Genomic DNA, 22,261 nt, shown 5'->3' on the forward strand with positions numbered 1-22,261 from the left:
AACATCGACTTCGCCGGGGCAGGATTCTCAGGCCTGCGAGAACCAGAAAGCAGGGATTCGGCAGCTTCATGATGTCCAAGAACAGCGATCAGCTCGCCGGCCGAATCCTGCGGGTCAGTCGGCCTCGCCGACTCTTGCTTGCGGTCTGCGTGATCGTCGCTGCGGTGGCCGCGATATACGTTGCGACCTCACATTGCCTGGGCGGTCACTGCGGGCAGGGCGGCGCGCCCGCGAAAACCGCTGGGCCAGCCCAAATAACGATCACTCCTAGCGCCGACGCGCATGACGTCGACCCGGTCGCCCCGGTCACGGTCAAAGCCGACAACGGGACGCTGACAAGCGTCGACATGGTCAACGAGAGCGGCAAACCGATCGATGGCGTCATGACGCCGGACAACACGGTGTGGAAGCCCACCGTCCCACTGGGCTACGGGCGCACCTACACGCTGACGGTCACCAGCAGCGGTGTCGGCGGTGTTGCGGCCAAACAGGTTTCGTCGTTCTCCACGCTGAAACCGTCCAACCAGACCAAGGTGTCGTTCACCACCACGTCGGAAGCCGCGTTGCGCGACGGCGGCACCTACGGTGTCGGAACGGTGATCGTGGCGCACTTCGATGAGAAGATCGCCGATCGTGCCGCCGCCGAGCGGCAGCTGTCGGTGACCACCGACCCCAAAGTAGAGGGTTCCTGGTATTGGGTCGACGATCAGAACGCGCACTGGCGGCCCGAGCATTACTACGCGCCGGGCACAAACGTCACCGCCGAGGCGAAGATCTACGGAATAGCCCTGGGCGATGGCCTATTCGGGCAAGACGACACCAAGGTGTCGTTCCGTATCGGCGATGCGCACGTCTCGATCGCCGACGACGCGACCCATCAGGTCAGCGTCTTCAGCAACGGGAACCTGCAACGCACGATGCCTACGTCCATGGGAATGGGCGGCACCGAAAACGTCGGCGGCAAGGCGATCTCGCTGTGGACCCCCTCCGGGATCTACACGGTCCTGGACAAGGGCAATCCCGTCATCATGGACTCCTCGACCTTCGGCCTGCCCAAGAATTCCAGACTCGGATACCGCGAGACCATCAACTGGGCCACCAAGATCAGCAGCGACGGCATATATTTGCACGAGCTCGACGCGACGGTATGGGCTCAGGGACACCGCGACACGTCGCACGGCTGCCTGAACCTCAATGCCGACAACGCGAAATGGTTCTTCGACTTTTCGGTACCCGGGGACGTCGTCGAGGTTCGCAACAGCGGCGGACCTCCTCTGACGTTGGCGCAGAACGGCGACTGGACGCTCAGCTGGGACCAGTGGCGCAAAGGCAGCGCGCTGAAGCCGACCTGACGTTCGCGTGAGCTAGCTCATTCGTAACCCGAAGTTGTGCCCCACTTCACAATAAAGTCTTGACTCGTTCCAGATAAGTGCGTCATATTGGTGGCGTGTCGTCGACGGCCGATTACGCGGATAGGTTGCGAATGGCCGATTTGCGGGTGACGCGGCCCAGGGTTGCCGTGCTGGAAGTCGTCGACGCCAATCCGCACGCCGACACCGAATCGATCTTTTCGGCCGTCAGAGTCGGCCTCCCCGAGGTCTCGCGCCAAGCCGTCTATGACGTTCTCAACGCGCTGACCACCGTGGGCCTGGTTCGGCGCATCCAGCCCCTGGGCATGGTGGCGCGCTACGAATCGCGCGTCGGCGACAACCACCACCACGTCGTCTGCCGCTCCTGCGGGATCATCGCCGACATCGACTGCGCCGTCGGCGACGCTCCGTGTCTGACGCCCTCGGACGACGACAACGTTCTTGATGGCTTCGTACTCGACGAGGCCGAAGTCATCTACTGGGGCCTGTGTGCCGACTGCTCGGCCACAGGTTCTTAGATCACAGCCCGTGATCGCAGCCCGATTCACCCACCCTCGAAAGGAATGCTGTGTCATCTGATACATCCGCAAGCCGCCCACCAAACCCCGACGCCGGGTCGGCAAGCACAAGCGAAAGCGAAAACCCAGCAATCCCTTCGCCGCAACCGAAGTCGAACGCTCCACGGACGAACCAGGACTGGTGGCCCAACCAGGTCGACGTGTCACGCCTGCATCCGCATGTCGCGCAGTCCAATCCGCTCGGTGAGGACTTCGACTATGCCGAGGAGTTCGCCAAGCTCGATGTCGAGGCGCTCAAGGCCGACATGATCAAGCTGCTGACGACCTCGCAGGATTGGTGGCCCGCCGACTACGGCCACTACGGGGGCCTGTTCATCCGGATGAGCTGGCACGCCGCCGGCACCTACCGCATCTATGACGGTCGCGGTGGTGGCGGCCAGGGCATGCAGCGCTTCGCCCCGCTCAACAGCTGGCCCGACAACGCGAGCCTGGATAAGGCGCGCAGGCTCCTGTGGCCGTTGAAGAAGAAGTACGGCAACAAGATCTCCTGGGCGGATCTGCTGCTCTTCGCCGGAAACACGGCGCTGGAATCGATGGGATTCAAGACGTTTGGCTTCGCCTTCGGCCGCGAAGACGTGTGGGAGCCCGAAGAGATCCTCTTCGGTGAAGAGGAAGAATGGTTGGGCACCGACAAGCGTTACTCGGGCGAGCGCGACCTCGCGCAGCCCTACGGTGCCACCACCATGGGTCTGATCTACGTGAATCCCGAAGGCCCCGAAGGCAAGCCGGACCCGATCGCGGCCGCGATCGACATCCGCGAGACCTTTGGCCGGATGGCGATGAACGACGAGGAGACCGCCGCTCTGATCGTCGGCGGCCACAGCTTCGGCAAAACCCACGGCGCCGGTGACGCCGACCTGGTCGGCCCCGAGCCGGAAGCCGCCCCGATCGAACAGCAGGGGCTGGGCTGGAAGAGCTCGTTCGGAAGCGGCAAGGGCAAGGACGCCATCACCAGCGGCCTCGAGGTGGTCTGGACGCCGACGCCTACCAAGTGGGACAACTCCTTCTTGGAGACGCTGTACGGCTACGAGTGGGAGCTGACCAAGAGCCCCGCCGGGGCCTGGCAGTTCACCGCCAAGGACGGCGCCGGCGCGGGGACCATCCCCGACCCATTCGGTGGGCCGGGGCGCGCCCCGACGATGCTGGTCACCGACATCTCGTTGCGGGAGAGCCCGATTTACCGCGACATCACGCGGCGCTGGCTCGACCACCCCGAGGAGCTGGCCGACGCGTTCGCCAAGGCGTGGTACAAGCTGCTGCATCGCGACATGGGGCCGGTCTCCCGCTTCCTGGGGCCCTGGATTCCCGAGCCGCAGCTGTGGCAGGACCCGGTGCCGGCCGTCGAGCACAAGCTCGTGGACGAGAAGGACATCGCCGACCTGAAGAGCAAGGTGCTCGCGTCCGGTCTCTCCATCCCACAGCTGGTCAAGACGTCCTGGTCCGCGGCGATCAGCTACCGCAACACCGACAAGCGCGGCGGTCCCAACGGCGGGCGGCTTCGTCTCGAGCCGCAGCGGAGCTGGGAGGTCAACGAGCCGTCCGAACTGGACAAGGTGCTGCCCGTCCTGGAGCAGATCCAGCAGGACTTCAACGCCTCGGCCTCCGACGGCAAGAAGATCTCGATCGCCGACCTGATCGTGCTGGCGGGTTCCGCGGCGGTCGAGAAGGCCGCCAAGGACGCGGGCTACGAGATCGCGGTGCACTTCGCCCCCGGGCGAACCGACGCCTCTCAGGAGGCCACCGACGTGGAAGCCGCCGCGGTGCTCGAACCACGGGCCGACGGGTTCCGCAACTACGCGCGGCCGGGTGAAAAGGCCCCGCTCGAGCAGCTGTTGCTGGACCGGGCGTACCTGTTGGGTGTGACCGGCCCCGAGTTGACGGTCCTGGTCGGCGGACTGCGTGCCCTGGGCGCCAACCACGGCGGCAGCAAGCACGGTGTGTTCACCGACCGGCCGGGCGCGTTGACGAACGACTTCTTCGTCAACCTGCTCGACATGAACACCGAGTGGAAGGCGTCGGAGACCGCGGAGAACGTCTACGAAGGGCACGACCGGGCCTCCGGGGCGCTCAAGTGGACCGCGACCCCGACTGACCTTGTCTTCGGCTCGAACTCGGTGTTGCGCGCATTGGCCGAGGTCTATGCCCAGGACGACGCGCACGGCAAGTTCGTCGAGGACTTCGTCGCCGCGTGGGTGAAGGTCATGAACAACGACCGGTTCGACCTCAAGTAATTTCCCGGATACCGAGCGACGCCCCGCGGGTCATCGGCCCCGCGGGGTGTCGCTTCGTTCGGCGTCGCGACACTTAAACCACGCACACGACACGCCGCAATCGGTCGCAGTGGTTTATTTCTCGTGTAGAAGGGGGACGTCGGGTCAGCGGGCGAGATCCCACTGGCCGAAGTCGGCGGCGAGGACGTCGTCGACATCGACATTGATGCCACCCAGCAGCGGGCCCGGATTCCCCGGGCTGTTGACGACCGTTTGGTAGAGCACCGCCGCGGGTTCGCGATCGCCGTGCGACCAGGCCCTCGTCTGCCACGCCCATTGGTGTCCGGCGCTCGTGGACGGGCCGATGACGCCGTCTCTGATCGCCCACCCGCACACCTGGGCATCCCCGTAGATGCCGGTGCGGCCCACGCCCAACACCGAGTTGATTCCCCGAAACCATTGCACCGCAAGCGTATTCCATGTGTTGGCATCGATCGCGTCGTCGACGCTGAAAAAGATGGGGGCCGAGTTCGGGCCTCCCGCCGCGGAGTGCAACTGCATGGCGCTATGGGCGTCGGCCACGCCGCCGTCGTACCCGCGCGTGAGATCCGACGGGTCCGGCCAGCCGGGCTTGCCGTACTGGAAGTTGCTGACGATATGCAGCCCCGCCGCGCGCAGCGCGTCGGCGTAGTCCTTTGTCAGCGGTTTGGCCTCGAAGTTGGCGCCCGGGCGCGACAGCGACACGTAATTCACCACGCCGTCGTAGCCTGCCGACTTGATCTCGTCCGGGGCGATCCTGCGCTCGGCGAAATCGATCAGCTGCATGCCCGCGGCTGACGCCGTGGGGGCGCCGGGGCCCGGGACCAGCGCGCCCAGGCTCAGCAGGGCCGGGGTCAACGCGGCGTATCTGAGGACGTCGCGCCGCGAAGGCGATCGCTGATCGCCCCCCACCCGTCCGGCCGAATCCCGCACCGCGCGATGGTAACAAAAGCCCGCACGTCTTTCGGCCGATCTTCGCCGGTCAACCCGCCGGCACCGCGCGTTCGAAGCCGACCGCCCGAGAGGATAGCGGCCGCTGACCAGTGGCATGATCTTTGCGTGTCGGACATCCCGGAGGTCGCCTGCTCGCGGGACGGCGGATCTCGGCCTCGTTGCGCTCGATTAGGTGATCGAACTATAGTCTGGACACATGTCCAATTTGCTGTCACGGAGTTCGGGAGCCCGTTGACCGCGATGTATTCGGCGCCAATCCGCGGTCATTTTCCAGCAAAGAAGAGTTGAGTATGCGAATTGCCCTGCTGTCCTACCGTAGTAAGACCCATTGCGGCGGACAGGGCGTGTACGTGCGCCATCTCAGCCACGGCCTGGTCGAACTCGGTCACGACGTCGAGGTGTTTTCCGGGCAGCCGTATCCTGACCTGCTCGATCCGCGGGTCCGGCTCACCGAGGTGCCGAGCCTTGATCTGTACCGGGAACCGGACCCTTTCCGGGTGCCGCGGCCCAGCGAGATTAGAGACTCCATCGACCTCCTGGAATTGCTCACCACCTGGACCGCGGGATTTCCCGAACCGCGGACGTTCACGATGCGGGCCGCGCGGTTACTTGCCCAGCGGACAACGGATTTCGACGTCGTACACGACAATCAGAGCCTGGGCACCGGACTGCTCAGCATCGCCGAGGCGGGGCTTCCCGTCGTCGCCACCGTGCACCACCCGATCACCCGCGATCGGGTGCTGGACCTGGCCGCCGCACGATGGTGGCGAAAGCCGTTGGTGCGCCGTTGGTATGGGTTCTTGGACATGCAGCAGGAGGTCGCCCGGCACATCCCCGACCTGTTGACCGTCTCGTCATCGTCGGCCGCGGACATCATCGCCGACTTCGGCGTCGAACCGGAGCAACTCCATGTCGTCCCGCTGGGGGTCAACACCGAGCTGTTCAAACCGGGTTCCGGTCCCCGCGAGCCCGGGCGCATCATCGCGATCGCCAGCGCGGATACCCCGCTGAAGGGCGTCCGCACCCTGCTGCAGGCGGTCGCCCGGTTGCGCACTGTCCGGGACCTCGAGTTGCGGTTGGTCGCCAAGGTGGAGCCGAATGGCCCGACCCACAAACTCATCGCCGAACTCGGGATCTCCGACATCGTGCACATCACCAGCGGGCTGTCCGACGCCGAGTTGGCCGCCTTGTTCGCGTCCGCGGAAGTGGCCTGCATTCCCTCGCTTTACGAGGGGTTTTCGCTGCCCGCGGTGGAAGCCATGGCCAGTGGCACCCCGATCGTCGCCAGCCGGGTCGGAGCGCTGCCGGAAGTCCTTGGGACGGACGGTGCCTGCGCCGAACTGGTACCGCCCGCCGACGTGGATGCGCTGACCAGCGCGCTCGGTGAACTGCTCGACTCCCCGGAAAAGCGCCGCAGCCTCGGCAAGGCGGGCCGCGCTCGTGCCGTCAACGTCTTCAGCTGGGAAGCCGTGGCCGCTCAGACCGTGCGGGTCTACGAGCGGGCGATCGCACGCAGCGCGCAGAGCGGAGCGTCATGCTGACCGTCGATTTCGACCGGCTCGGGATCGGACCGTCGACCAAGGTCATCGACGTCGGATGCGGAGCCGGCCGGCATGCCTTCGAGGCGTATCGGCGTGGCGCCGACGTCGTCGCCTTCGATCATGACGAGGCCGAATTGCGTTCGGTGGACACCATCCTGCGCGCGATGGCCGAAACCGGCGAGGCACCCGCTGGGGCGTCTGCGACGGTGGTCGTCGGTGACGCGCTGAAGTTGCCCTACGCCGACCAGACGTTCGACTGCGTCATCGCGTCGGAGATCCTGGAGCACATTCCTCAGGATGACGTGGCGATCGCCGAGCTCATCAGGGTGCTCAAAGTCGGTGGCACGCTGGCCGTCAGCGTACCGCGGTGGCTGCCCGAGCAGGTGTGCTGGATGCTGTCCGACGAGTACCACAGCAACGAGGGCGGCCACGTACGCATCTACCGTGCCAGTGAATTGCGCGGCAAGATCTCCGACGGCGGAATGGAATTGACGCACACCCACCACGCCCACGCGCTGCACTCCCCCTTCTGGTGGCTCAAATGCGCTGTCGGTGTGCGGAACGCCGACCACCGTGCGGTCACCGCCTACCACAAGCTGCTGGTGTGGGACCTGATGCAGCGGCCAAAGGTCACCCAGCTGGCGGAGTCGCTACTCAATCCGCTGGTGGGCAAGAGCGTAGCCATGTACTTCGTCAAACGGCAGGAGGCGAAAAGCCAAGTGACTGAAGAGTATTCAGTTGCATCGGTCTAACCCGCCCGCAGTTCCGGGTGTCCTGACTCCCGAACAATGCCGACAGACCGCGCGTTCTATCGCCGCCGCACAAGAACCATCGGGCGCCATTCCCTGGTTCGAGGGCGGGCACACCGATCCATGGGACCACATCGAGTGCGCCATGGCGCTCACTACCGCCGGACTGCTGGAGCCGGCGCGCGCGGCCTTCGAGTGGAGCCGCCACACGCAGCGTCCCGATGGCTCGTGGCCCATCCAGTTTCGCGCCGGCGCCGTCGAAGACGCCAACAGCGACAGCAACTTCTGCGCGTACATCGGCGCCGGTGTGTGGCATCACGTGCTGGTTACCGGTGATGAGTCGTTCGGGATCGAGATGTGGCCGGTGGTGCACAAAGCGATCGACTTCGTCATCGACATGCAAGTCGGCTATGGCGAGATCGGTTGGGCGCGCAGCGAATCCGGTGTGCTGCCGGAAGCGTTGCTGACCGGATGCTCCAGCATTTTCCACAGCATCCGATGCGCGCTCGCCTTGGCAGCTCTGGTCGGAGACCCGCAGCCGGAGTGGGAGTTGGCGCTGGGCCGCCTGGGTCATGCCATCTCCGCGCACCCCGAGGCGTTCACCGAAAAGGACCGCTACTCGATGGACTGGTACTACCCCATCCTCGGTAGCGCACTGCGCGGGCCGGCGGCGGCCGCGCGCATCAGGCAGCGGTGGGAAGCGTTCGTGGTCGACGGCCTGGGCATCCGGTGTGTCGGCGATCGTCCGTGGGTGACCGGTGCCGAAACCTGCGAGCTGGTGATGGCGCTGGACGCGATCGGACACCACGCAGATGCGCACCGGCAGTTCGCCGCGATGCAGCATCTTCGCGAAGACGACGGATCGTATTGGACGGGACTGGTTTTCGCCGACGGCAAGCGCTGGCCCGAGGAGCGCACCACCTGGACTGGCGCGGCGATGATCCTGGCGGCGGACGCCCTGTCGAACACGACTGGCGGCGCGGGAATCTTCCGCGGCGACGAGCTGCCGTTGGGCCTGCAGACCGACTTCGATTGCGAATGCGTCGGCACCGGCCCAGGCCGGTGACTCGCTAGACCTGTCCCCCCGGCCGGCCGCTGACACGTTCGAGCAACCTCAGCGATCCCGTCGCTGATACCTCCCGGAACTGCCCGGAATCGAGTGCGCGACAGTAGATGTAATACGGTGGCCGCCCGCCGTCCTTCGGGTCGGGAAACACGTCGTGGATGACCAGTGCCCCACCGGTGTCGACCCACTTGGCCCAGCCGTCGAAGTCCTGGTTCGCGGCCGCTTCGCTGTGGCCGCCGTCGATGAACAGAAACTGCAGCGGTGCGCGCCATGCCCGCGCCACCAGCGGTGACTTGCCGACGATCGCGACGACGTGGTCGTCCAGTCGGGCGGTGTCGAGCGCACGACGAAACGTCGGCAACGTGTCGAACAATCCCGTCACGTCGTCCACCATCGACGCGTCGTGATATTCCCACCCGGCCTGGTGCTCCTCGGAGCCGTGATGGTGGTCGACCGTGTAGAGCACGCTGCCGGTTTGTTGCGCCGCTGCGCCCAGCAAAAGGGTGGATTTGCCGCAGTACGTGCCGATCTCGACGCCGATTCCGCCCCCGAGGTACTGCAGCGCCGCGTCGTACAGCGCCTGCCCCTCGTCGGCCGGCATGAAACCTTGGACCTGTTCGGCCAGCGCGAACAAGCGCTCGGGCGCATTCGCGTCGACGTGACTCATCAGCTGAACCTATCGTCTCGCCGGACACCGCCGGCGCCGTGGTCGGTGTTCGCGGTGAGCGATCACCTGCGGTCTGTGCACCGGCTCCCCAGCGCGCGGAGCGGGTTCGCTCTACCATCATCTGCGTGCGCGCCTTGCTTCTCCGCAACTTTGCTGATGTTGGCCTCGCCGCGGTCACGGCCGCGGCCGCCCTGATGCTGCCCGCCGCGGTGCTTCCCCCCGGGGTGCCGGGGCCGGTCCCATCGGCCGCGGCCGCCAACTGCCCGCCGGTCCAGATCGTGTTCGCCCGCGGCCGTAACGAATCACCCGGCCCAGGCGTGCTGGGGAACGCGTTCATCAGCGATGTGCGCAACAAGGTGAACCGGACCGTTGGCGTGTACGCCGTGCAGTATCCGGCCGACACCGAGGTCGCCCAGGGTGCCAACAACATGAGCCACCACGTCCAGGAAATGATCAACAGTTGCCCCGACACCCGACTGGTGCTGGGCGGATACTCGCTGGGCGCGGCCGTCACCGACGTCGTGCTGGCGGCGCCCATCGGCGCGTTCGGGTTCGACAGCCCGTTGCCGCCCGGCGCCGATCAGCACATCGCCGCCGTCGCGCTGTTCGGCAACGGAAGCCAGTGGGTCGGTCCGATCACCAACTTCAACCCGACCTACAACGACCGGACCATCGAGTTGTGCCACGGCGCGGATCCCGTCTGCAACCCGGCCGACCCGAACACCTGGAAGGAAAACTGGCCACAGCACCTCGCGGGCGCCTACATCGACGCGGGCATGGCCAACCAGGCGGCGGACTTCGTCGCCAGCAAGCTCTGAGCGAGTTGGGCAACGCTTGCACGATCTCGCCGCCAGCCGAGAGGAGACGCAATGCCGCGTCTGAAGCCGATCCCGCGGAGTGACGTCGGCGACGAATTCACGCTGAAGATGTATGACTTCATGTTCGGCGATCGTGATCCGGTGGCCGAGCCGGGCACCATCGGTGGCACCCCCGGCAATTGGTGGACGGTGATGGCGCAGTCACCCGCCGCCCTGCGCCATGCCGTCCGCGGCTTCCGCCTCTATCGCGAAGAGGTCTCCATCCGGGCCGATCACCGGGAATTGGGCCAGATCCGGGCGGGCTGGGTGGTCGGCAGTCAATTCGTGTTCTCGCAGCACTGCAAAGCGTGCCGGTCGGCGGGATTGTCCGAGGAGAAAATTGCGGCAATACCGTCGTGGGAGACCGCCGACTGTTTCGATCACACCGAGAGGTTATTGCTGGCGTACGCGGATTGCCTTGCGGGCCAACATGGTCGGGTACCCGAGCGGTTGTTCGCTCAGTTACGTGAGGTCTTCACCGACACCGAGATACTCGAATTCACTTACACCACCACCATGTACGTAATGCACGCCATCATGTCCCGCGCATTGCGGCTGGAATTCGACGATGTCGACGACCCGGTCGTCGAGATCGACGACCCGAATGGCGGCGGTGTCCTTGACATCGGCGCCGCGACATCCGGAAGTGACTGACATGGGCGGGTCGGCCGCCGTGCGGAGCTGACACAGCTCGACATCGAGCCCGCTAGATATTCGAGGCCTATCCGGCCGGCGATCCGTTGATTGCTCGCGAGTGGGGGTAAGTGCGGCGGGATTGTGGACCGCCGCAATTTAGTGGCGAATTCAGGCGGGCGTATTGCCGCTGGAGTAAACCTTCAAATTGCGGACCATCGGAACGACCGGGTTACCAGAGGCTGCGGCGCGCTGACGGGCGCGAAATGAAGGATGACGCCGCACTGCGTCATTACGTTCGCGTTCCCGCCGCTGCGCGGCGATCCAGGCCGGATGGGAGTGAAGGAATATAACCGTGCCTTCTGGTGTATTTGCCACGATCGTCACTCCTCTCAGTACCACCCGCAAAAGCTACAACAGTGTGGTTATCGGATCGTGATTCCAGAATGCCCGCCGTATCCTGAGACCAAACCATCTGTCAAGATGAGAATTGGCCGTGAATTTGCGAGCGTAATCCGTTGCCACTGCCGTGCTGTCGTCCCTGCTGGTCCGACCGCAATCAGAACCATAGCGACGGGCACCGACAGAATTCCCGTTTTAACCTCAGGCAGGGTTGGCTGCTAGGGTCCCTTGCTTATGCCGGAGATCGATCGCCGCCGCATGATCCTGACAACCGGGATCGGAGTGCTGGCGGCCGCGCTGCCAGGGCCGAAGGCCTGGGCCTACCCGTCCCGACAGGATGAGCCTGCCGGGCGGATACCGCCCCCCGCCGCCCCCAGCGGCCAGGCCGGGTCCTACATCTTTTCCGACGAGTTCGACGGTCCGGCCGGCTCGGCGCCCGACGCTTCCAAGTGGGCGGTGGCCAAAGCCCGCGAGACGATCAAAGATCCCACCTACTGGGAGCTGCCAGAGCACATCGGGCAGTACCGCGACGATCGCCGCAACGTGTTCCTGGACGGCAATTCCAACCTCGTCCTGCGCGCGGCCAAGGATGGCCCCACCTACTTCAGCGGCAAGGTGCAGAGCCTGTGGCGCGGCGGCGTCGGCCACACCTGGGAAACCCGGATCAAGCTGAACTGCCTCACCGCCGGCGCGTGGCCGGCCTACTGGCTGGGCAATGACGATCAGGGCGAGATCGACGTCATGGAGTGGTACGGCAACGGCAGTTGGCCGTCGGCAACCACCGTGCACGCCAAAGCCAACGGCGGCGAGTGGAAGACCCACAACATCGCGGTGGACAGTGCCTGGCACACCTGGCGCTGCCAATGGGATCAGGCCGGCATCCGCTTCTGGAAGGACTATGTCGACGGCGCCGCGCCCTACTTCGACGTGCCGGCGAGCTCGCTGCCGGATTGGCCCTTCAACGGAGCGGGTTACACGGTGTACCCGGTGTTCAACTTGGCGGTGGCCGGTTCCGGCGGCGGCGATCCCGGGTCGGGCAGCTACCCCGCCGACATGCTCGTTGACTGGATCCGCGTCTGGTAGGTATCGCTGCGGGGTAAGCGCGTAAGCCTCTAGTGGGTCAGCAGGGCGACCGCAGACGTGGGTTTGCGGCCTGGCCGGCGCAAATCCGATCGTCGCCACGTGAGTGGCCGCATCAAGACGGGTAAGCGGTGGAGCTTGTTGGCGGTCTCGAGCACCGATTCGGCTTCGACGGTCCGCCAGCCCAGGTCTTCGAAGAAGGCCAGCCCGTTCTCGGGAGCGAATTTGAACGGCGCGTTCTGCGAAATTCCCGCGACGTTCTTGTTGATTCTCCTTTTCAGCCCGGGAAAGGCGAAATCGAGCATCCACCAGGTGACCTCGGGTCGCTGGATCGCACCCGAAAGCGCCGCGATGTCGGAGGTCTCCAGGTACATCGACAATCCCTCGGTCAGCACGAAGGCCTTCGTCGCGCCGTCCAGCGCGTCGTTGAGAAACGCGTCTCGGGCCTGCGGGTCGGCGAGGTCGACGGCAGTCCGGGTCAGTCGGCAGTGGGGGGTTTGGTCGGTGAGCGCTTGCGTCTTCTCCGCGAGCAGCTTGGGCAGATCGGCCTCGATCCAGGTGAGCTCGGACGGGAGCTCTAGGCGGTAGGGCCTGGTGTCCAGGCCGGCGGCCAGATTCAGCACGCGATCGCAGCCGTGCGCGAGAGCGTCGGCGATGGCGTCGTCGATCAGCTTGGTGCGTGCGACCAGCCACCAGCCGTTGCGATCGGATCGGGGAAAGTTGTCGACGATCGCGCGGCCGTGTTCACCGGCGAGGCGTTCCGCGAGCGGGTCACGGAACAGCGCATCGGGGCGGGCCGATTCGGTTGCCCTGTGTAACGCCGTCCACCGGGCCGTATCGGAAACATGGGTAATGGTGTGCGATGGACCAGACATACGTTGCGTTATAGCAGTACCGGCGCCGCCCTACTGCCCGGCCCTGCCGCCGGCGAACCAGGCGGCCGTTACCGCGCGGGTTGCAGGCGGTGCAAGGACGGCGTCGGGCGCGCCCAGGCGACCGACTTTGACGGTCCACACCGGCGATGAGCGGTCGATGCAGGTTCCTGCGCCCTGGCTGGGCAGCCACAACACGGCAGGGTCGCTCCCGCCGCTGCCGCCGCAACCGTAGACGCCGACGTATCCGTCGGCACGCCCACCCCACGCGCCGCCGTTGCGCAGCAGGCAGTGCGTCCCGTCGTCGAGGGCGAGCGCGAACGGGTCCGGATTGGCCGTCGGATGCACGGGCGGAAGCTGGCCGTCGAACATCACCCGGTGCATCCGCATGTCCCACGGATCGTCAACGCACAGAAGAGATCCCGGGGTTGAGGGCCAGCAGGTGCCGGCTCCGGCCGCGCTCGGCGAACAGTAGTAGACGTTGTCTTCAACCGCCGACGGCGACGGTTGCGAGCAGTTGTCGGCCCGCCCGACGTTGCCCGGTCCGGATGCGACCTTGTAGCCGTTCATCGCTTCGCCGCCAGGCCCGACGGCCATCACGGTGATCACCTCGGTGGACGGCGGGTCGGCGCCCGCGGGGCCGCCCGACGAGGTTGCGATCAGCGCAGTCAGCAGGGCGACCCAGATTAGGGCCACGCGGGGCATGTTCATCGAGGCAACCCTTCTCCAGGCCCCCTGTGCAGCGTAGAGCGCACGCGAGGGTTGCGGCGCGGAATCGGCGGTGCGGTCGGCGGCAGCCGATTGGGATCGGTAGCCGCCTTGCGGCTCTGTACTTACCGCAACGACGCCGCCACTCAAGGCGGCGCCCCAGGAAAGGAAGACAGCAATGAACATCGTGCCGACCAGCATCCAAGAACAGATCAACCGCGTCGATCGCCAACGGAGCCTGTACATCGGGATCAGCACCGGCCTACTGGCGGTCTGGAGCTTTTACCGGGTGATCTGGATGCTTTATATCGGAATGACTTTCGGCTGGTTTTTCGGCGCGATGGCCTTCCAGCTGGTGCTGTGGGCCGTGATCGGCACCGTCGCCGCGGTGGCCTCCGTCGGGTTCCTCACTCGCTACCGCAAGGGATCTTGACACGTCCGACGGGCATCGGAGCAGTCCCGGACCTGGTCGGTCCGGGACTTTCCTTGTGCGACAACAGGTTTAGAGCTGGGCCCACACCGACTTCGTCTTCAGGTAGATCTCGAGGCCCTCTTTACCGAACTCGTGACCCCAGCCGGACTGCTTGTACCCGCCGAACGGCACATCGTGGTCGAAGACCAGCTGGCAGTTGACCTGGACGCTGCCGGCCTGCAGTCGCCGCATGATGCGGTGGGCCCGGCCGAGGTTCTCCGTCCATGCGGTGGCGGCCAGGCCGTAGGTGGTGTCGTTGGCCAGCGCCACGGCCTCGTCCTCGTCGTCGAACGGCAGGATGGTGACCACCGGACCGAAGATCTCCTGTTGGTACAGCCGCATGCTGGTGTCGACGTTGGTAAGCACCGTCGGGTGGACGAAGTAGCCCTTGCGGTCCAGCCGGTGGCCGCCGGTGACCACCTCCACGCCGTCTTTCTTGCCCTCGTCGATGAAGCCCATGACCCGGGTCAGCTGCTTCTGACTGATCAGCGGCCCGCTGACGCAGCCCTCCTCGCTGGGGGCGCCCAGCTTGAACGAATTCGCCATCATCGCAATGCCTTCCACGACCCGGTCGTAGACACCGCGCTGGGCGAAGATGCGCGACCCGCACACGCAGCCCTGGCCGGAGTGCACGAAGATGCCCAGCGACGCCATCATGATGGCGTTGTCCAGGTTCGCGTCGTCGAAGATCAGCACCGGCGATTTCCCGCCGAGTTCGAGCGTGACCTTCTTCAGGTTGTCCGCCGAAGCCCGCACGATCTCCTTGCCGACCTCGGTCGAGCCGGTGAAGGCGACCTTCTGCACATCGGGGTGTGCGGTGATCGCGGCGCCCGCGGTGTGGCCGTAGCCGGTCAACAGGTTGACCACCCCCTCGGGCACGCCGGCCTCGTGGACGAGTCGGTCCAACAGCAGCGCCGACAGCGGCGTCTCCTCGGCCGGTTTGACGAGCAGGCTGCCGCCCGCGGCCAGGGCCGGGGCAAGCTTCGCGCTGGCGTTGAAGATCGGGCCGTTCCACGGGAAGATCAGGCCGACCACGCTGTACGGCTCTTTGAGCGTGTAGGCGTGCATGTTGACGTAGTTGTCGGTCGCGATGCCGTCGGTCTTGACGTCGTACGCGACACCGTTGATCTTCGAACACCAGCCGGCGTAGTAGCGGAAGAACTCCGAACAGGTCGACATCTGCAACTGTGCCTGCAGCAGCGGCATGCCGGTGTTGAGCGAGTCGAGCTGGGCGAACTCCTCGGCGTGTTCGTCGATCAACTCCCCGATCCGCCACAGGATCTTGGCTCGCTCGCGGCCCGGAAGCTCTGACCAGATCCCCGACTCGAACGTCGCCTTCGCCCGCGCGGCGGCCTCGTCGACCGCCTCTTGCCCGCAGTCGGTGAATTCGGTGATGGTCTCCTCGGTGGCGGGATCGATGACCGAGATGACGTCACCCGTTCCGGGGCGCTTGCGAATGTCGTCCAGTACCGCCTGCACCGTCATCTGATCCCTTTCGTATTGCCAGTCGTGGCGCCCCGGCGCCCCATGCGCTCAGTGCTGAGCACTTGCTTAGCATTGTGCACACGGCTGGTCAAGCACGATCGGCTCGGCCGCCGAACGTCGAGTCGTCGGGGACTACTTCAAGAAATCGGCAACACAAGTCGATGGTCGGCGCGTCTATGCGACGAGCTCCGGGTGAAATTTCGCCGCCATGCGGCGGATTCCGTCGCGCCAGTCGACCGAGGTGCCGCCGATGAGTTCGTGCATACGGTCGATCGTGGTGGGGTTGCCGCGCAGCGCTTGTTCGCTCGCCTCGAAGATCGGCTCCTTGCCGACGAGTGAGCCGAGGTAGTCGCACCACTCCTGCAGGCTGACCGTCTGGTCGCCGCACCAATTGACCGTGGTCGCTGGAACGGACGCGACCTCGAGCAGCTTGGGAATGGTCGCGATGATGTCGTCCTCGTGAATCGGGTTGTAGCGGGCGGGCTCACCGGGTGGGACGGGAATCGGGATGTCGCCCAGCATCATCTCCATGTGATAGAACGGCCATCCGCCGTTGTCGCCGTAGGGGACGTTGAGCCGGGCAATCGTGGTGGGCACGCCGACGATGCGCGCCACCGATCGCGCGACCACCTCGCCGGCGATCTTGGAGATCGAGTAGGTGGGAAACAGCGGCTTGTGGTTGTCGCCGAGGGCGGACCGCTCGCTGCGGGGGTCGTCGCCCGGCGGGTCGTACACGGCGGCCGACGAGCAATGCAGGAAGGCTTTTGCGTTGCGGCAGTGGGCCATCAGCAGGCCGACCGACTCGGCGTTGGCCGCCAGGTCCTTGTCCCAGCTTCCGCTCTTGGCCACCGCCAAGTTGAGGACATAGTCGAAATCCGTTGGCAGGGCCGTGAAGTCGCCGGCCGCGAGATTCACCTTCTCGCAGCGAATCCCGGCCTTTTCGAGGCCTTCCCGCGCGGCGGGGTCGGTGAAACGGGCGATTCCCCAGACCTCGTTGTCGGCGGCGAGCGCCCGGGCGATGGGGGTGGCGATTTGACCGGTCGGGCCGGTGATCAGGATTTTTGAGCCACGCATGCGCGCAATGGTAGCCAGTACCTACAGCCCGGGCTGGTCTTCGATGATGCCCAGCCAGATCTGCGCGACGTCGATGGCGACTTTCTCGCTGATGAAGGCGTGCTGGGTTCCGGTGTAGATGTCCCGGAAGGCGCGTTCCAGCCGGCTGCCTTCGCGGATCGAACTGGTCCCGGCGGCCAGATGCGCCCACTCGGCGCAGCCACGGGCCGTGTCGGTGGCGTAGACGGCGGCCACCCGCATGTCCGCACGCAGCGCCGGTGTCAGGTCCTCCCCCGACTCCACCGCGGCCTCGGCGGTGGTGAACGCGTCGAGGACCAGGAGCCGAGCCGCGCGCCAGGCGGCGCGGTGATGCGCCAAGGCCTTCTGGAAGGTGGGGCGGCTGGCCAGCGACGCCATGTCGCTCATGCGGAACTTCGTCGCGGCCAACTCTTGGACGTCGTCGAGCATGCTCTTGGCCACGCCCAGCGCCCACGACGCGTGCCCGGCGGCGGTCACCGGCATCAGCCCCATCCGGGTGGCCGGCGACGTCCCCCGGTAGGGCTGACGCACGAACAGTTCGAACGTGCGGCTCTCGGGAACGAACACCTCCTGCGCGCTGTAGTCATAGGAACCGGTTCCCTTCAGCCCCTGCACGAACCAGCCGTCGTTGAAACTGATCTCCGCCCGCGGAATCACGGCCACCCGCATCTCGGGGAAACCCTCGCTGATCCAGCGCATCTGGCCGTCGTCCATCGGCATGAAGCCGGCCGCAATGTATTCGGAGTGACCGATGCCCGAACCGAAGTTCCACGCGCCGGTCACCAGGTAGCCGCCGTCGACGGCGGCGCCTTGTCCGTTGGGGAAGAACTGGCCGCCCATCGTGACCCGGTTGTCGTGCGCGGTGAACACTTCGGCGAAGCCCTCGTCGGGCAGATACGCCGCCGCGGCGAAGGACGACGGCAGATTGGCGATCCCTATCCAGCCGAACGACCCGTCCTGCCATGCCATTTCGATCCAGGTCTCGATCATCTCGGTGAACGACGGCTCGACACCCCCGGCCACGACCGGGTTGAACGCCGACATCAGCCCGCTGGACCACATCGCATCGACGATCGCCGGCGTGAGGGTGCGCATCCGCTCGGATTGGGCGGCTTCGGCGCGCACCAGCTCTCGCATACCGCGGGCCAGCGCGACAACCCGGTCTGCGGTGCCGGCGATCGAGGTCATGAGGGTGACCGTATCAACCACCGACGGCTTTAAGAATGGAAATCACCTGCCGCGCCGCGTCGTTTACGGTGTGGTGGTGCGGTGGATTGTCGACGGCATGAATGTGATCGGAAGTCGTCCCGATGGCTGGTGGAAGGACCGCAACGGTGCCATGGTCGCATTGGTGGAAAGACTGGATCGATGGGCGTCGGGCCAAGGAGAAACCGTGACAGTGGTTTTTGAGCGACCCCCGTCGACGGCCATCACATCATCGGTGGTCGAGGTCGCGCACGCACCCAGGGCGGCCGCGAATTCGGCCGACGACGAGATCGTCCGCCTCGTCGCGGCCGCCGCTGCGCCGCACGACATTCGGGTCGTGACATCCGACAGAGCGTTGACCGAACGGGTGCGGAGTTTCGGCGCCTCCGTCCACCCGTCGGAAAGCTTCCGCGACCTCATCGATCCGCGGCACCGATGACCGCCGGCAGCCCTGGCGGCGCACCCAACCGGGTCTGCGCGCTTGCACAGATCGACATCCCGATCATCCAGGCGCCGATGACGTATATCGCCGGGGCCCGGCTGGCCGCTGCGGTGTCGAACGCCGGTGCGTTGGGCGTCATCGAGACCACCTCGGACCAGGGGCGAGCCGACCTGCGGCGGGTGCGCGAGCTGACCGACGGGGCGGTCGGCGCGAACATCGCCTTGCTGTTCAACCGTGACCCGGCAATGGTGGAATTGCTTGTCGCCAACGGCATTCGGTTCGTGACCACGTCGGCGGGCAGCCCATCGGTGTTCACCGAGCGGCTCCACGACGCGGGCATCACGGTGTTTCACGTGGTGGGCACCCTGGCCGCGGCCAAGAAGGCCGTCGACGCCGGCGTGGACGGGCTGGTGGTCGAGGGCGTCGAAGGAGGCGGGTTCAAGAACCGGTTCGGGGCGTCCACCATGGTGCTGCTGCCGTTGGTGGCGGCCCACGTCGACATCCCGATCGTGGCCGCCGGAGGGATCTGCGACGCGCGGTCCATGGCGGCCGCTTTTGTTCTCGGCGCCGAAGGGGTGCAGATGGGCACCCGGCTGCTCGCGTCGGCGGACTCGCCGGTGCACGGCAACCTCAAGCAGGCGGTCGTCGACGCCGACGAGACCGGCACGGTGATGCTCCCCCTCGACGGCACCCGGATGATGCGTGTCATCCGTACGCCCGCCGCCGAGCGGCTTGACGCCGCGACGTCTGCCGCAGAGGGCGCCGCGGCACTACAACGCGTGCAGCGGCTCTACTTCGACGGCGACCTGGACGCCAGTGTCGCCAACACCGGTCAGGTGGCCGGCCGCATTCGAGATCTGCCGCCGGCCGCCGACATCATCAAGGAGATGTGGACCGGCTGCCGCGAGGTGCTGGCGGCCACCTCAACGCGAGTGGGCCAGCCCTAGCTCAGGCCGCCCAGGGGGCGATCAGCTCGCCGCCGCCAGCGCCGCGTCGTAGTTGGGCTCCTGCGCGATCTCGGGCACCAGTTCGGTGTAGGAGACATTGCCGTCGGCGCCGATCACCACGATGGCCCGGGCGAGCAAGCCCGCCATCGGACCGTCCGTGATGGTGACCCCGTAGTCCTCGCCGAAGCTGTCGCGGAATGCCGAACCGCTCTTGACGTTCTCGATGCCCTCGGCGCCACAGAAGCGCGCCTGCGCGAACGGCAGGTCCTTCGAGACGTTCACCACGGTCGCCCCGCCACCCGCGGCGCGCTCGTTGAAGGTGCGCACGCTGGTGGCGCACACCGGTGTGTCGATAGACGGAAAGATGTTGAGCACCAAGGGCTTACCGCCGAATTGCTCGCTGCTCACCGGGGCCAGATCGCCGCCGACCAGACTGAAGGCCGGGGCTTTGGATCCGACGGCAGGCAGCTCGCCGACAGTGTTGATCGGGTTTCCACGCAACGTTATCTGTGCCATGGGCAACAGTCTGCCAAGGCCGCCGCGACCGCGGTGGGGCAGGTCCCATGTCCTAATTGGTGGGATACATGGCGTAGACGACGCACCCCGGCGTGCCCAACACTGAATCCATGGCGCGCAAAGTCGTGATCGTCGGCTTTCCCGGCGTGCAGGCGCTCGACGTGGTGGGACCTTATGACGTCTTCACGGGCGCATCGCTGCTGACGGGCGGCGGCTACGAGGTCGTGATGGCGTCGGTCGCCGGGCAGCCGGTGCGGACGGCCACCGGCCTGTCCTTCGTGGCCTCCCCGTTACCGGAGCCGGACGACCGGATCGACACGGTCGTGCTGCCCGGGGGCGCCGGTGTCGACGCCGCCCGTGCCGACGCCGAGCTGGTCGCCTGGATCAAGACCGTCGCCACACACGCCCGGCGCATCGTGACGGTATGCACCGGCGCGTTTCTCGCGGCCGAGGCGGGCCTGTTGGACGGGCAACGGGTGACCACCCACTGGGCCTTCGCCGACCGGTTGGCCGATGAATTCCCCGCCATCGACGTCGATGCCGATCCGATCTTCGTGCGGAGTTCGGAGACCGTATGGACCGCCGCGGGCGTCACCGCGGGCATCGACCTCACGCTCGCGCTGATCGAGGACGATCATGACACCGAGCTCGCGCAGACGGTCGCGCGCTGGCTCGTGCTGTATCTGCGCCGGCCGGGCGGGCAGACGCAGTTCGCGGCGCCGGTCTGGATGCCGCGGGCCAGGAGGGACTCGATCCGCGACGTGCAGGAGACCATCGAGGCCGAGCCGGGCGGCCCGCACAGCGTCGAGGATCTGGCTCGCCGTGCCGCGATGAGCCCGCGCCACTTCACCCGGGTGTTCACCGCCGAAATCGGCGAGGCGCCCGGCCAATACGTCGAACGCATCCGCACCGAAGCCGCCCGCCGGCAACTCGAGGAGACCGACGACACCGTCGTCGCGATCGCGGCCCGGTGTGGCTTCGGCACGGCGGAAACCATGCGACGCAATTTCCTTCGCCGCGTAGGCATCTCGCCCGACCAATACCGCAAGGCCTTCGCCTGACACCGAAAGGACTCTCAATGACCCAAATCGCCATCGTGGCCTATCCGGGATTCACCGCGCTGGACATGATCGGTCCGTACGAGGTGCTGCGCAATTTGCCCGGTGCCGACGTGCGCTTCGTGTGGCACGAAGCCGGGCCGATCACCGCCGATTCCGGCGTGCTGGTCATCGGCGCGACGCACTCACTGGCCGAAACCCCTTCCCCCGACGTGATTCTCGTCCCAGGGGGTCCATCGACGCCGGTTCACGCCCGCGACGAGGCGCTGCTCGACTGGTTGCGGCGGGCCCACCAGAGCGCGAGCTGGACGACGTCCGTGTGCTCGGGATCGGTGATCCTGGCGGCGGCCGGCCTGCTCGAGGGCCGCCGTGCGACGTCGCACTGGCTGACCGTTCCCGCGCTGAAGGCATTCGGCGCGGTTCCCGTGGCCGACGAGCGGATCGTGCATCAGGACGACATCGTCACCTGTGCGGGCGTGTCCGCCGGGCTCGACCTCGCGCTGTGGCTGGCCGCACGGATCGGCGGCGAATCCCGCGCGAAGGCGATTCAACTCGCGCTCGAATACGACCCGCAGCCGCCGTTCGACTCGGGTCACACGTCGAAGGCCTCGGCGACCACGAAGGCCGCCGCGACGGCGCTGCTCTCCCGCGACAGTGTGAAACCCGCCAACGTGAAAGCCACGACCCTGCTCGCCTGGGAGCAGGCGCTGGGCAAGGTCCGATCGCGGCGGACGCGCGCGCGTGTCGCTGCCCGCACACCGTAGGTAGTCAGCAGAGCGCTATCGCCGCCAGAGGCGTCAAGCGCCGGGCTGCAGGATCTCCGTCGTGGCGAGCTGCCCGCCGGCCTGCATCCAGGCCGCAACGACGCCGGGAGCGTCGCGGTCGGGGTTGTAGATGTCTTCCTCGCTGGAGAACAGCCCGTCGCCCGCGTAAACCAGCCGGGTCCAATTCGGGAACCAGAACGGTTGACCCTTCGGGTCGGTCGGATGGTCCAGGAGGTTCTTGATCATGACGACGACGGCGTCGTTGTCGTCGTCATGGGCGACCCAGTCATTGGGAAAACGCATGTGCGGGAACGGCGCCATCACCGCGACGATCCAGTCGCGGACCGCTTCGCGCCCGTGAAAGACGCCGTAGTGGTGCTCGGTGTAGACGACGTCCTCGGTGAACAGATCCGCAAACGGTCGCCAGTCGCCCGAGGCGCTGCACCCTTCGACGACTTTGGTGTAGTTATCGACGGCGTTATCGATTTCTGCCCTGCTGAATTTGCCCATAGCGGACACACTAGAACGTGTTTCGGTTTTGGGTCGCTCGTAT

At 66.2% G+C, this 22,261-nt stretch carries 24 protein-coding genes; 14 read left to right on the forward strand and 10 right to left on the reverse strand.

Features of this window, described 5'->3' with window-relative positions; all coding sequences use genetic code 11:
- The first annotated feature begins 68 nt into the window (after nt 1-68).
- From AC5Y4T_RS06045 to katG, 3 genes are all read left to right on the forward strand, one after another.
- On the forward strand, nt 69-1,352 hold the full coding sequence (locus AC5Y4T_RS06045) for a L,D-transpeptidase (protein WP_499952422.1): 1,284 nt from the start codon (nt 69-71) through the stop codon (nt 1,350-1,352).
- A gap of 95 nt (nt 1,353-1,447) precedes the next feature.
- Nucleotides 1,448-1,888, forward strand: a complete 441-nt coding sequence (locus tag AC5Y4T_RS06050) for a Fur family transcriptional regulator (protein WP_499952423.1) — start codon at nt 1,448-1,450, stop codon at nt 1,886-1,888.
- 50 nt (nt 1,889-1,938) lie between these two features.
- Nucleotides 1,939-4,179: a catalase/peroxidase HPI gene (gene katG / locus AC5Y4T_RS06055; protein WP_499950012.1), complete on the forward strand. Its 2,241-nt coding sequence runs from the start codon at nt 1,939-1,941 to the stop codon at nt 4,177-4,179.
- A gap of 144 nt (nt 4,180-4,323) precedes the next feature.
- On the opposite strand, the gene AC5Y4T_RS06060 is transcribed toward katG, so the two are convergent.
- A complete protein-coding gene (locus tag AC5Y4T_RS06060) occupies nt 4,324-5,130 on the reverse strand; it encodes a DUF1906 domain-containing protein (RefSeq protein ID WP_499952424.1) in 807 nt (268 codons plus the stop codon).
- A gap of 311 nt (nt 5,131-5,441) precedes the next feature.
- On the opposite strand from AC5Y4T_RS06060, the gene manT reads away from it, so the two are divergent.
- The 3 genes from manT to mmpH are packed head-to-tail and all read left to right on the forward strand — an operon-like array spanning nt 5,442 to nt 8,507.
- On the forward strand, nt 5,442-6,692 hold the full coding sequence (manT, locus tag AC5Y4T_RS06065) for an MMP alpha-(1->4)-mannosyltransferase (protein WP_499952425.1): 1,251 nt from the start codon (nt 5,442-5,444) through the stop codon (nt 6,690-6,692).
- On the forward strand, nt 6,686-7,444 hold the full coding sequence (locus AC5Y4T_RS06070; protein ID WP_499952426.1) for a class I SAM-dependent methyltransferase: 759 nt from the start codon (nt 6,686-6,688) through the stop codon (nt 7,442-7,444). Before manT ends, AC5Y4T_RS06070 begins: the two co-directional genes overlap by 7 nt.
- The gene (gene mmpH / locus AC5Y4T_RS06075; RefSeq protein WP_499952427.1) at nt 7,431-8,507 is read left to right on the forward strand and encodes an MMP endo-(1,4)-3-O-methyl-alpha-D-mannosidase; all 1,077 of its coding nucleotides are present in this window, start codon (nt 7,431-7,433) and stop codon (nt 8,505-8,507) included. Before AC5Y4T_RS06070 ends, mmpH begins: the two co-directional genes overlap by 14 nt.
- Nucleotides 8,508-8,511: 4 nt before the next feature.
- Here mmpH and AC5Y4T_RS06080 read toward each other — a convergent pair whose 3' ends face one another.
- Nucleotides 8,512-9,174, reverse strand: coding sequence for a class I SAM-dependent methyltransferase (locus AC5Y4T_RS06080; protein WP_499952428.1), 663 nt, complete (start codon nt 9,172-9,174; stop codon nt 8,512-8,514).
- Between the two features lie 125 nt (nt 9,175-9,299).
- On the opposite strand from AC5Y4T_RS06080, the gene AC5Y4T_RS06085 reads away from it, so the two are divergent.
- Both AC5Y4T_RS06085 and AC5Y4T_RS06090 read left to right on the forward strand, forming a co-directional pair.
- Nucleotides 9,300-9,992, forward strand: coding sequence for a cutinase family protein (locus tag AC5Y4T_RS06085; RefSeq protein WP_499952429.1), 693 nt, complete (start codon nt 9,300-9,302; stop codon nt 9,990-9,992).
- A 51-nt stretch (nt 9,993-10,043) separates the two neighbouring features.
- Nucleotides 10,044-10,685: a carboxymuconolactone decarboxylase family protein gene (locus tag AC5Y4T_RS06090; protein WP_499916387.1), complete on the forward strand. Its 642-nt coding sequence runs from the start codon at nt 10,044-10,046 to the stop codon at nt 10,683-10,685.
- Between the two features lie 150 nt (nt 10,686-10,835).
- On the opposite strand, the gene AC5Y4T_RS06095 is transcribed toward AC5Y4T_RS06090, so the two are convergent.
- The gene (locus tag AC5Y4T_RS06095) at nt 10,836-11,051 is read right to left on the reverse strand and encodes a hypothetical protein (RefSeq protein ID WP_499952498.1); all 216 of its coding nucleotides are present in this window, start codon (nt 11,049-11,051) and stop codon (nt 10,836-10,838) included.
- 249 nt (nt 11,052-11,300) lie between these two features.
- On the opposite strand from AC5Y4T_RS06095, the gene AC5Y4T_RS06100 reads away from it, so the two are divergent.
- On the forward strand, nt 11,301-12,149 hold the full coding sequence (locus AC5Y4T_RS06100) for a glycoside hydrolase family 16 protein (protein WP_499916388.1): 849 nt from the start codon (nt 11,301-11,303) through the stop codon (nt 12,147-12,149).
- 29 nt (nt 12,150-12,178) lie between these two features.
- On the opposite strand, the gene AC5Y4T_RS06105 is transcribed toward AC5Y4T_RS06100, so the two are convergent.
- Both AC5Y4T_RS06105 and AC5Y4T_RS06110 read right to left on the reverse strand, forming a co-directional pair.
- Nucleotides 12,179-13,021 carry a class I SAM-dependent methyltransferase gene (locus AC5Y4T_RS06105; RefSeq protein WP_499952430.1) on the reverse strand — a complete coding sequence of 281 codons (843 nt, stop codon included), beginning with the start codon at nt 13,019-13,021 and terminating at the stop codon, nt 12,179-12,181.
- Between the two features lie 30 nt (nt 13,022-13,051).
- Complete coding sequence (locus AC5Y4T_RS06110) at nt 13,052-13,729, reverse strand: hypothetical protein (protein ID WP_499952431.1); 678 nt, start codon at nt 13,727-13,729, stop codon at nt 13,052-13,054.
- A 175-nt stretch (nt 13,730-13,904) separates the two neighbouring features.
- On the opposite strand from AC5Y4T_RS06110, the gene AC5Y4T_RS06115 reads away from it, so the two are divergent.
- Nucleotides 13,905-14,159: a hypothetical protein gene (locus AC5Y4T_RS06115; protein ID WP_499950025.1), complete on the forward strand. Its 255-nt coding sequence runs from the start codon at nt 13,905-13,907 to the stop codon at nt 14,157-14,159.
- A 69-nt stretch (nt 14,160-14,228) separates the two neighbouring features.
- On the opposite strand, the gene AC5Y4T_RS06120 is transcribed toward AC5Y4T_RS06115, so the two are convergent.
- The 3 genes from AC5Y4T_RS06120 to AC5Y4T_RS06130 form a co-directional block, all read right to left on the reverse strand.
- Nucleotides 14,229-15,683: an aldehyde dehydrogenase family protein gene (locus tag AC5Y4T_RS06120; protein ID WP_499952432.1), complete on the reverse strand. Its 1,455-nt coding sequence runs from the start codon at nt 15,681-15,683 to the stop codon at nt 14,229-14,231.
- A gap of 174 nt (nt 15,684-15,857) precedes the next feature.
- Entirely contained in the window at nt 15,858-16,757 is a 900-nt protein-coding gene (locus AC5Y4T_RS06125; RefSeq protein ID WP_499916397.1) for an NAD-dependent epimerase/dehydratase family protein, read from the reverse strand.
- Nucleotides 16,758-16,778: 21 nt separating this feature from the next.
- A complete protein-coding gene (locus AC5Y4T_RS06130) occupies nt 16,779-17,963 on the reverse strand; it encodes an acyl-CoA dehydrogenase family protein (protein WP_499952433.1) in 1,185 nt (394 codons plus the stop codon).
- A 76-nt stretch (nt 17,964-18,039) separates the two neighbouring features.
- Here AC5Y4T_RS06130 and AC5Y4T_RS06135 point away from each other — a divergent pair, with 76 nt between their 5' ends.
- Nucleotides 18,040-18,420: an NYN domain-containing protein gene (locus tag AC5Y4T_RS06135; protein WP_499950031.1), complete on the forward strand. Its 381-nt coding sequence runs from the start codon at nt 18,040-18,042 to the stop codon at nt 18,418-18,420.
- Nucleotides 18,417-19,370: an NAD(P)H-dependent flavin oxidoreductase gene (locus tag AC5Y4T_RS06140; RefSeq protein WP_499952434.1), complete on the forward strand. Its 954-nt coding sequence runs from the start codon at nt 18,417-18,419 to the stop codon at nt 19,368-19,370. The genes AC5Y4T_RS06135 and AC5Y4T_RS06140 overlap by 4 nt, the downstream gene beginning before the upstream one ends.
- A 21-nt stretch (nt 19,371-19,391) precedes the next feature.
- Here AC5Y4T_RS06140 and tpx read toward each other — a convergent pair whose 3' ends face one another.
- Nucleotides 19,392-19,886 (reverse strand): thiol peroxidase, encoded by a 495-nt coding sequence (gene tpx, locus AC5Y4T_RS06145; protein WP_499916405.1) that lies wholly within the window; start codon nt 19,884-19,886, stop codon nt 19,392-19,394.
- 110 nt (nt 19,887-19,996) lie between these two features.
- Here tpx and AC5Y4T_RS06150 point away from each other — a divergent pair, with 110 nt between their 5' ends.
- On the forward strand, nt 19,997-20,947 hold the full coding sequence (locus tag AC5Y4T_RS06150; RefSeq protein ID WP_499952435.1) for a GlxA family transcriptional regulator: 951 nt from the start codon (nt 19,997-19,999) through the stop codon (nt 20,945-20,947).
- Nucleotides 20,948-20,964: 17 nt separating this feature from the next.
- Nucleotides 20,965-21,708: a DJ-1/PfpI family protein gene (locus tag AC5Y4T_RS06155; protein ID WP_499952436.1), complete on the forward strand. Its 744-nt coding sequence runs from the start codon at nt 20,965-20,967 to the stop codon at nt 21,706-21,708.
- Between the two features lie 33 nt (nt 21,709-21,741).
- Here the strand turns inward: AC5Y4T_RS06155 and AC5Y4T_RS06160 are convergent, their stop codons facing one another.
- On the reverse strand, nt 21,742-22,218 hold the full coding sequence (locus tag AC5Y4T_RS06160; RefSeq protein WP_499916411.1) for a nuclear transport factor 2 family protein: 477 nt from the start codon (nt 22,216-22,218) through the stop codon (nt 21,742-21,744).
- Between the last annotated feature and the right edge of the window lie 43 nt (nt 22,219-22,261).

The organism is Mycobacterium sp. NGS11, from assembly GCF_059813315.1.

Bases quoted from the DNA above. Each gene is read 5' to 3' on its own strand.
- AC5Y4T_RS06045 (WP_499952422.1), top strand. From the start codon at position 69: ATGATGTCCAAGAACAGCGATCAGCTCGCCGGCCGAATCCTGCGGGTC.
- manT (WP_499952425.1), top strand. From the start codon at position 5,442: ATGCGAATTGCCCTGCTGTCCTACCGTAGTAAGACCCATTGCGGCGGA.
- AC5Y4T_RS06070 (WP_499952426.1), top strand. From the start codon at position 6,686: ATGCTGACCGTCGATTTCGACCGGCTCGGGATCGGACCGTCGACCAAG.
- AC5Y4T_RS06080 (WP_499952428.1), bottom strand. From the start codon at position 9,174: ATGAGTCACGTCGACGCGAATGCGCCCGAGCGCTTGTTCGCGCTGGCC.
- AC5Y4T_RS06090 (WP_499916387.1), top strand. From the start codon at position 10,044: ATGCCGCGTCTGAAGCCGATCCCGCGGAGTGACGTCGGCGACGAATTC.
- AC5Y4T_RS06100 (WP_499916388.1), top strand. From the start codon at position 11,301: ATGCCGGAGATCGATCGCCGCCGCATGATCCTGACAACCGGGATCGGA.
- AC5Y4T_RS06105 (WP_499952430.1), bottom strand. From the start codon at position 13,021: ATGTCTGGTCCATCGCACACCATTACCCATGTTTCCGATACGGCCCGG.
- AC5Y4T_RS06110 (WP_499952431.1), bottom strand. From the start codon at position 13,729: ATGAACATGCCCCGCGTGGCCCTAATCTGGGTCGCCCTGCTGACTGCG.
- AC5Y4T_RS06115 (WP_499950025.1), top strand. From the start codon at position 13,905: ATGAACATCGTGCCGACCAGCATCCAAGAACAGATCAACCGCGTCGAT.
- AC5Y4T_RS06120 (WP_499952432.1), bottom strand. From the start codon at position 15,683: ATGACGGTGCAGGCGGTACTGGACGACATTCGCAAGCGCCCCGGAACG.
- AC5Y4T_RS06125 (WP_499916397.1), bottom strand. From the start codon at position 16,757: ATGCGTGGCTCAAAAATCCTGATCACCGGCCCGACCGGTCAAATCGCC.
- AC5Y4T_RS06130 (WP_499952433.1), bottom strand. From the start codon at position 17,963: ATGACCTCGATCGCCGGCACCGCAGACCGGGTTGTCGCGCTGGCCCGC.
- AC5Y4T_RS06140 (WP_499952434.1), top strand. From the start codon at position 18,417: ATGACCGCCGGCAGCCCTGGCGGCGCACCCAACCGGGTCTGCGCGCTT.
- tpx (WP_499916405.1), bottom strand. From the start codon at position 19,886: ATGGCACAGATAACGTTGCGTGGAAACCCGATCAACACTGTCGGCGAG.
- AC5Y4T_RS06150 (WP_499952435.1), top strand. From the start codon at position 19,997: ATGGCGCGCAAAGTCGTGATCGTCGGCTTTCCCGGCGTGCAGGCGCTC.
- AC5Y4T_RS06155 (WP_499952436.1), top strand. From the start codon at position 20,965: ATGACCCAAATCGCCATCGTGGCCTATCCGGGATTCACCGCGCTGGAC.
- AC5Y4T_RS06160 (WP_499916411.1), bottom strand. From the start codon at position 22,218: ATGGGCAAATTCAGCAGGGCAGAAATCGATAACGCCGTCGATAACTAC.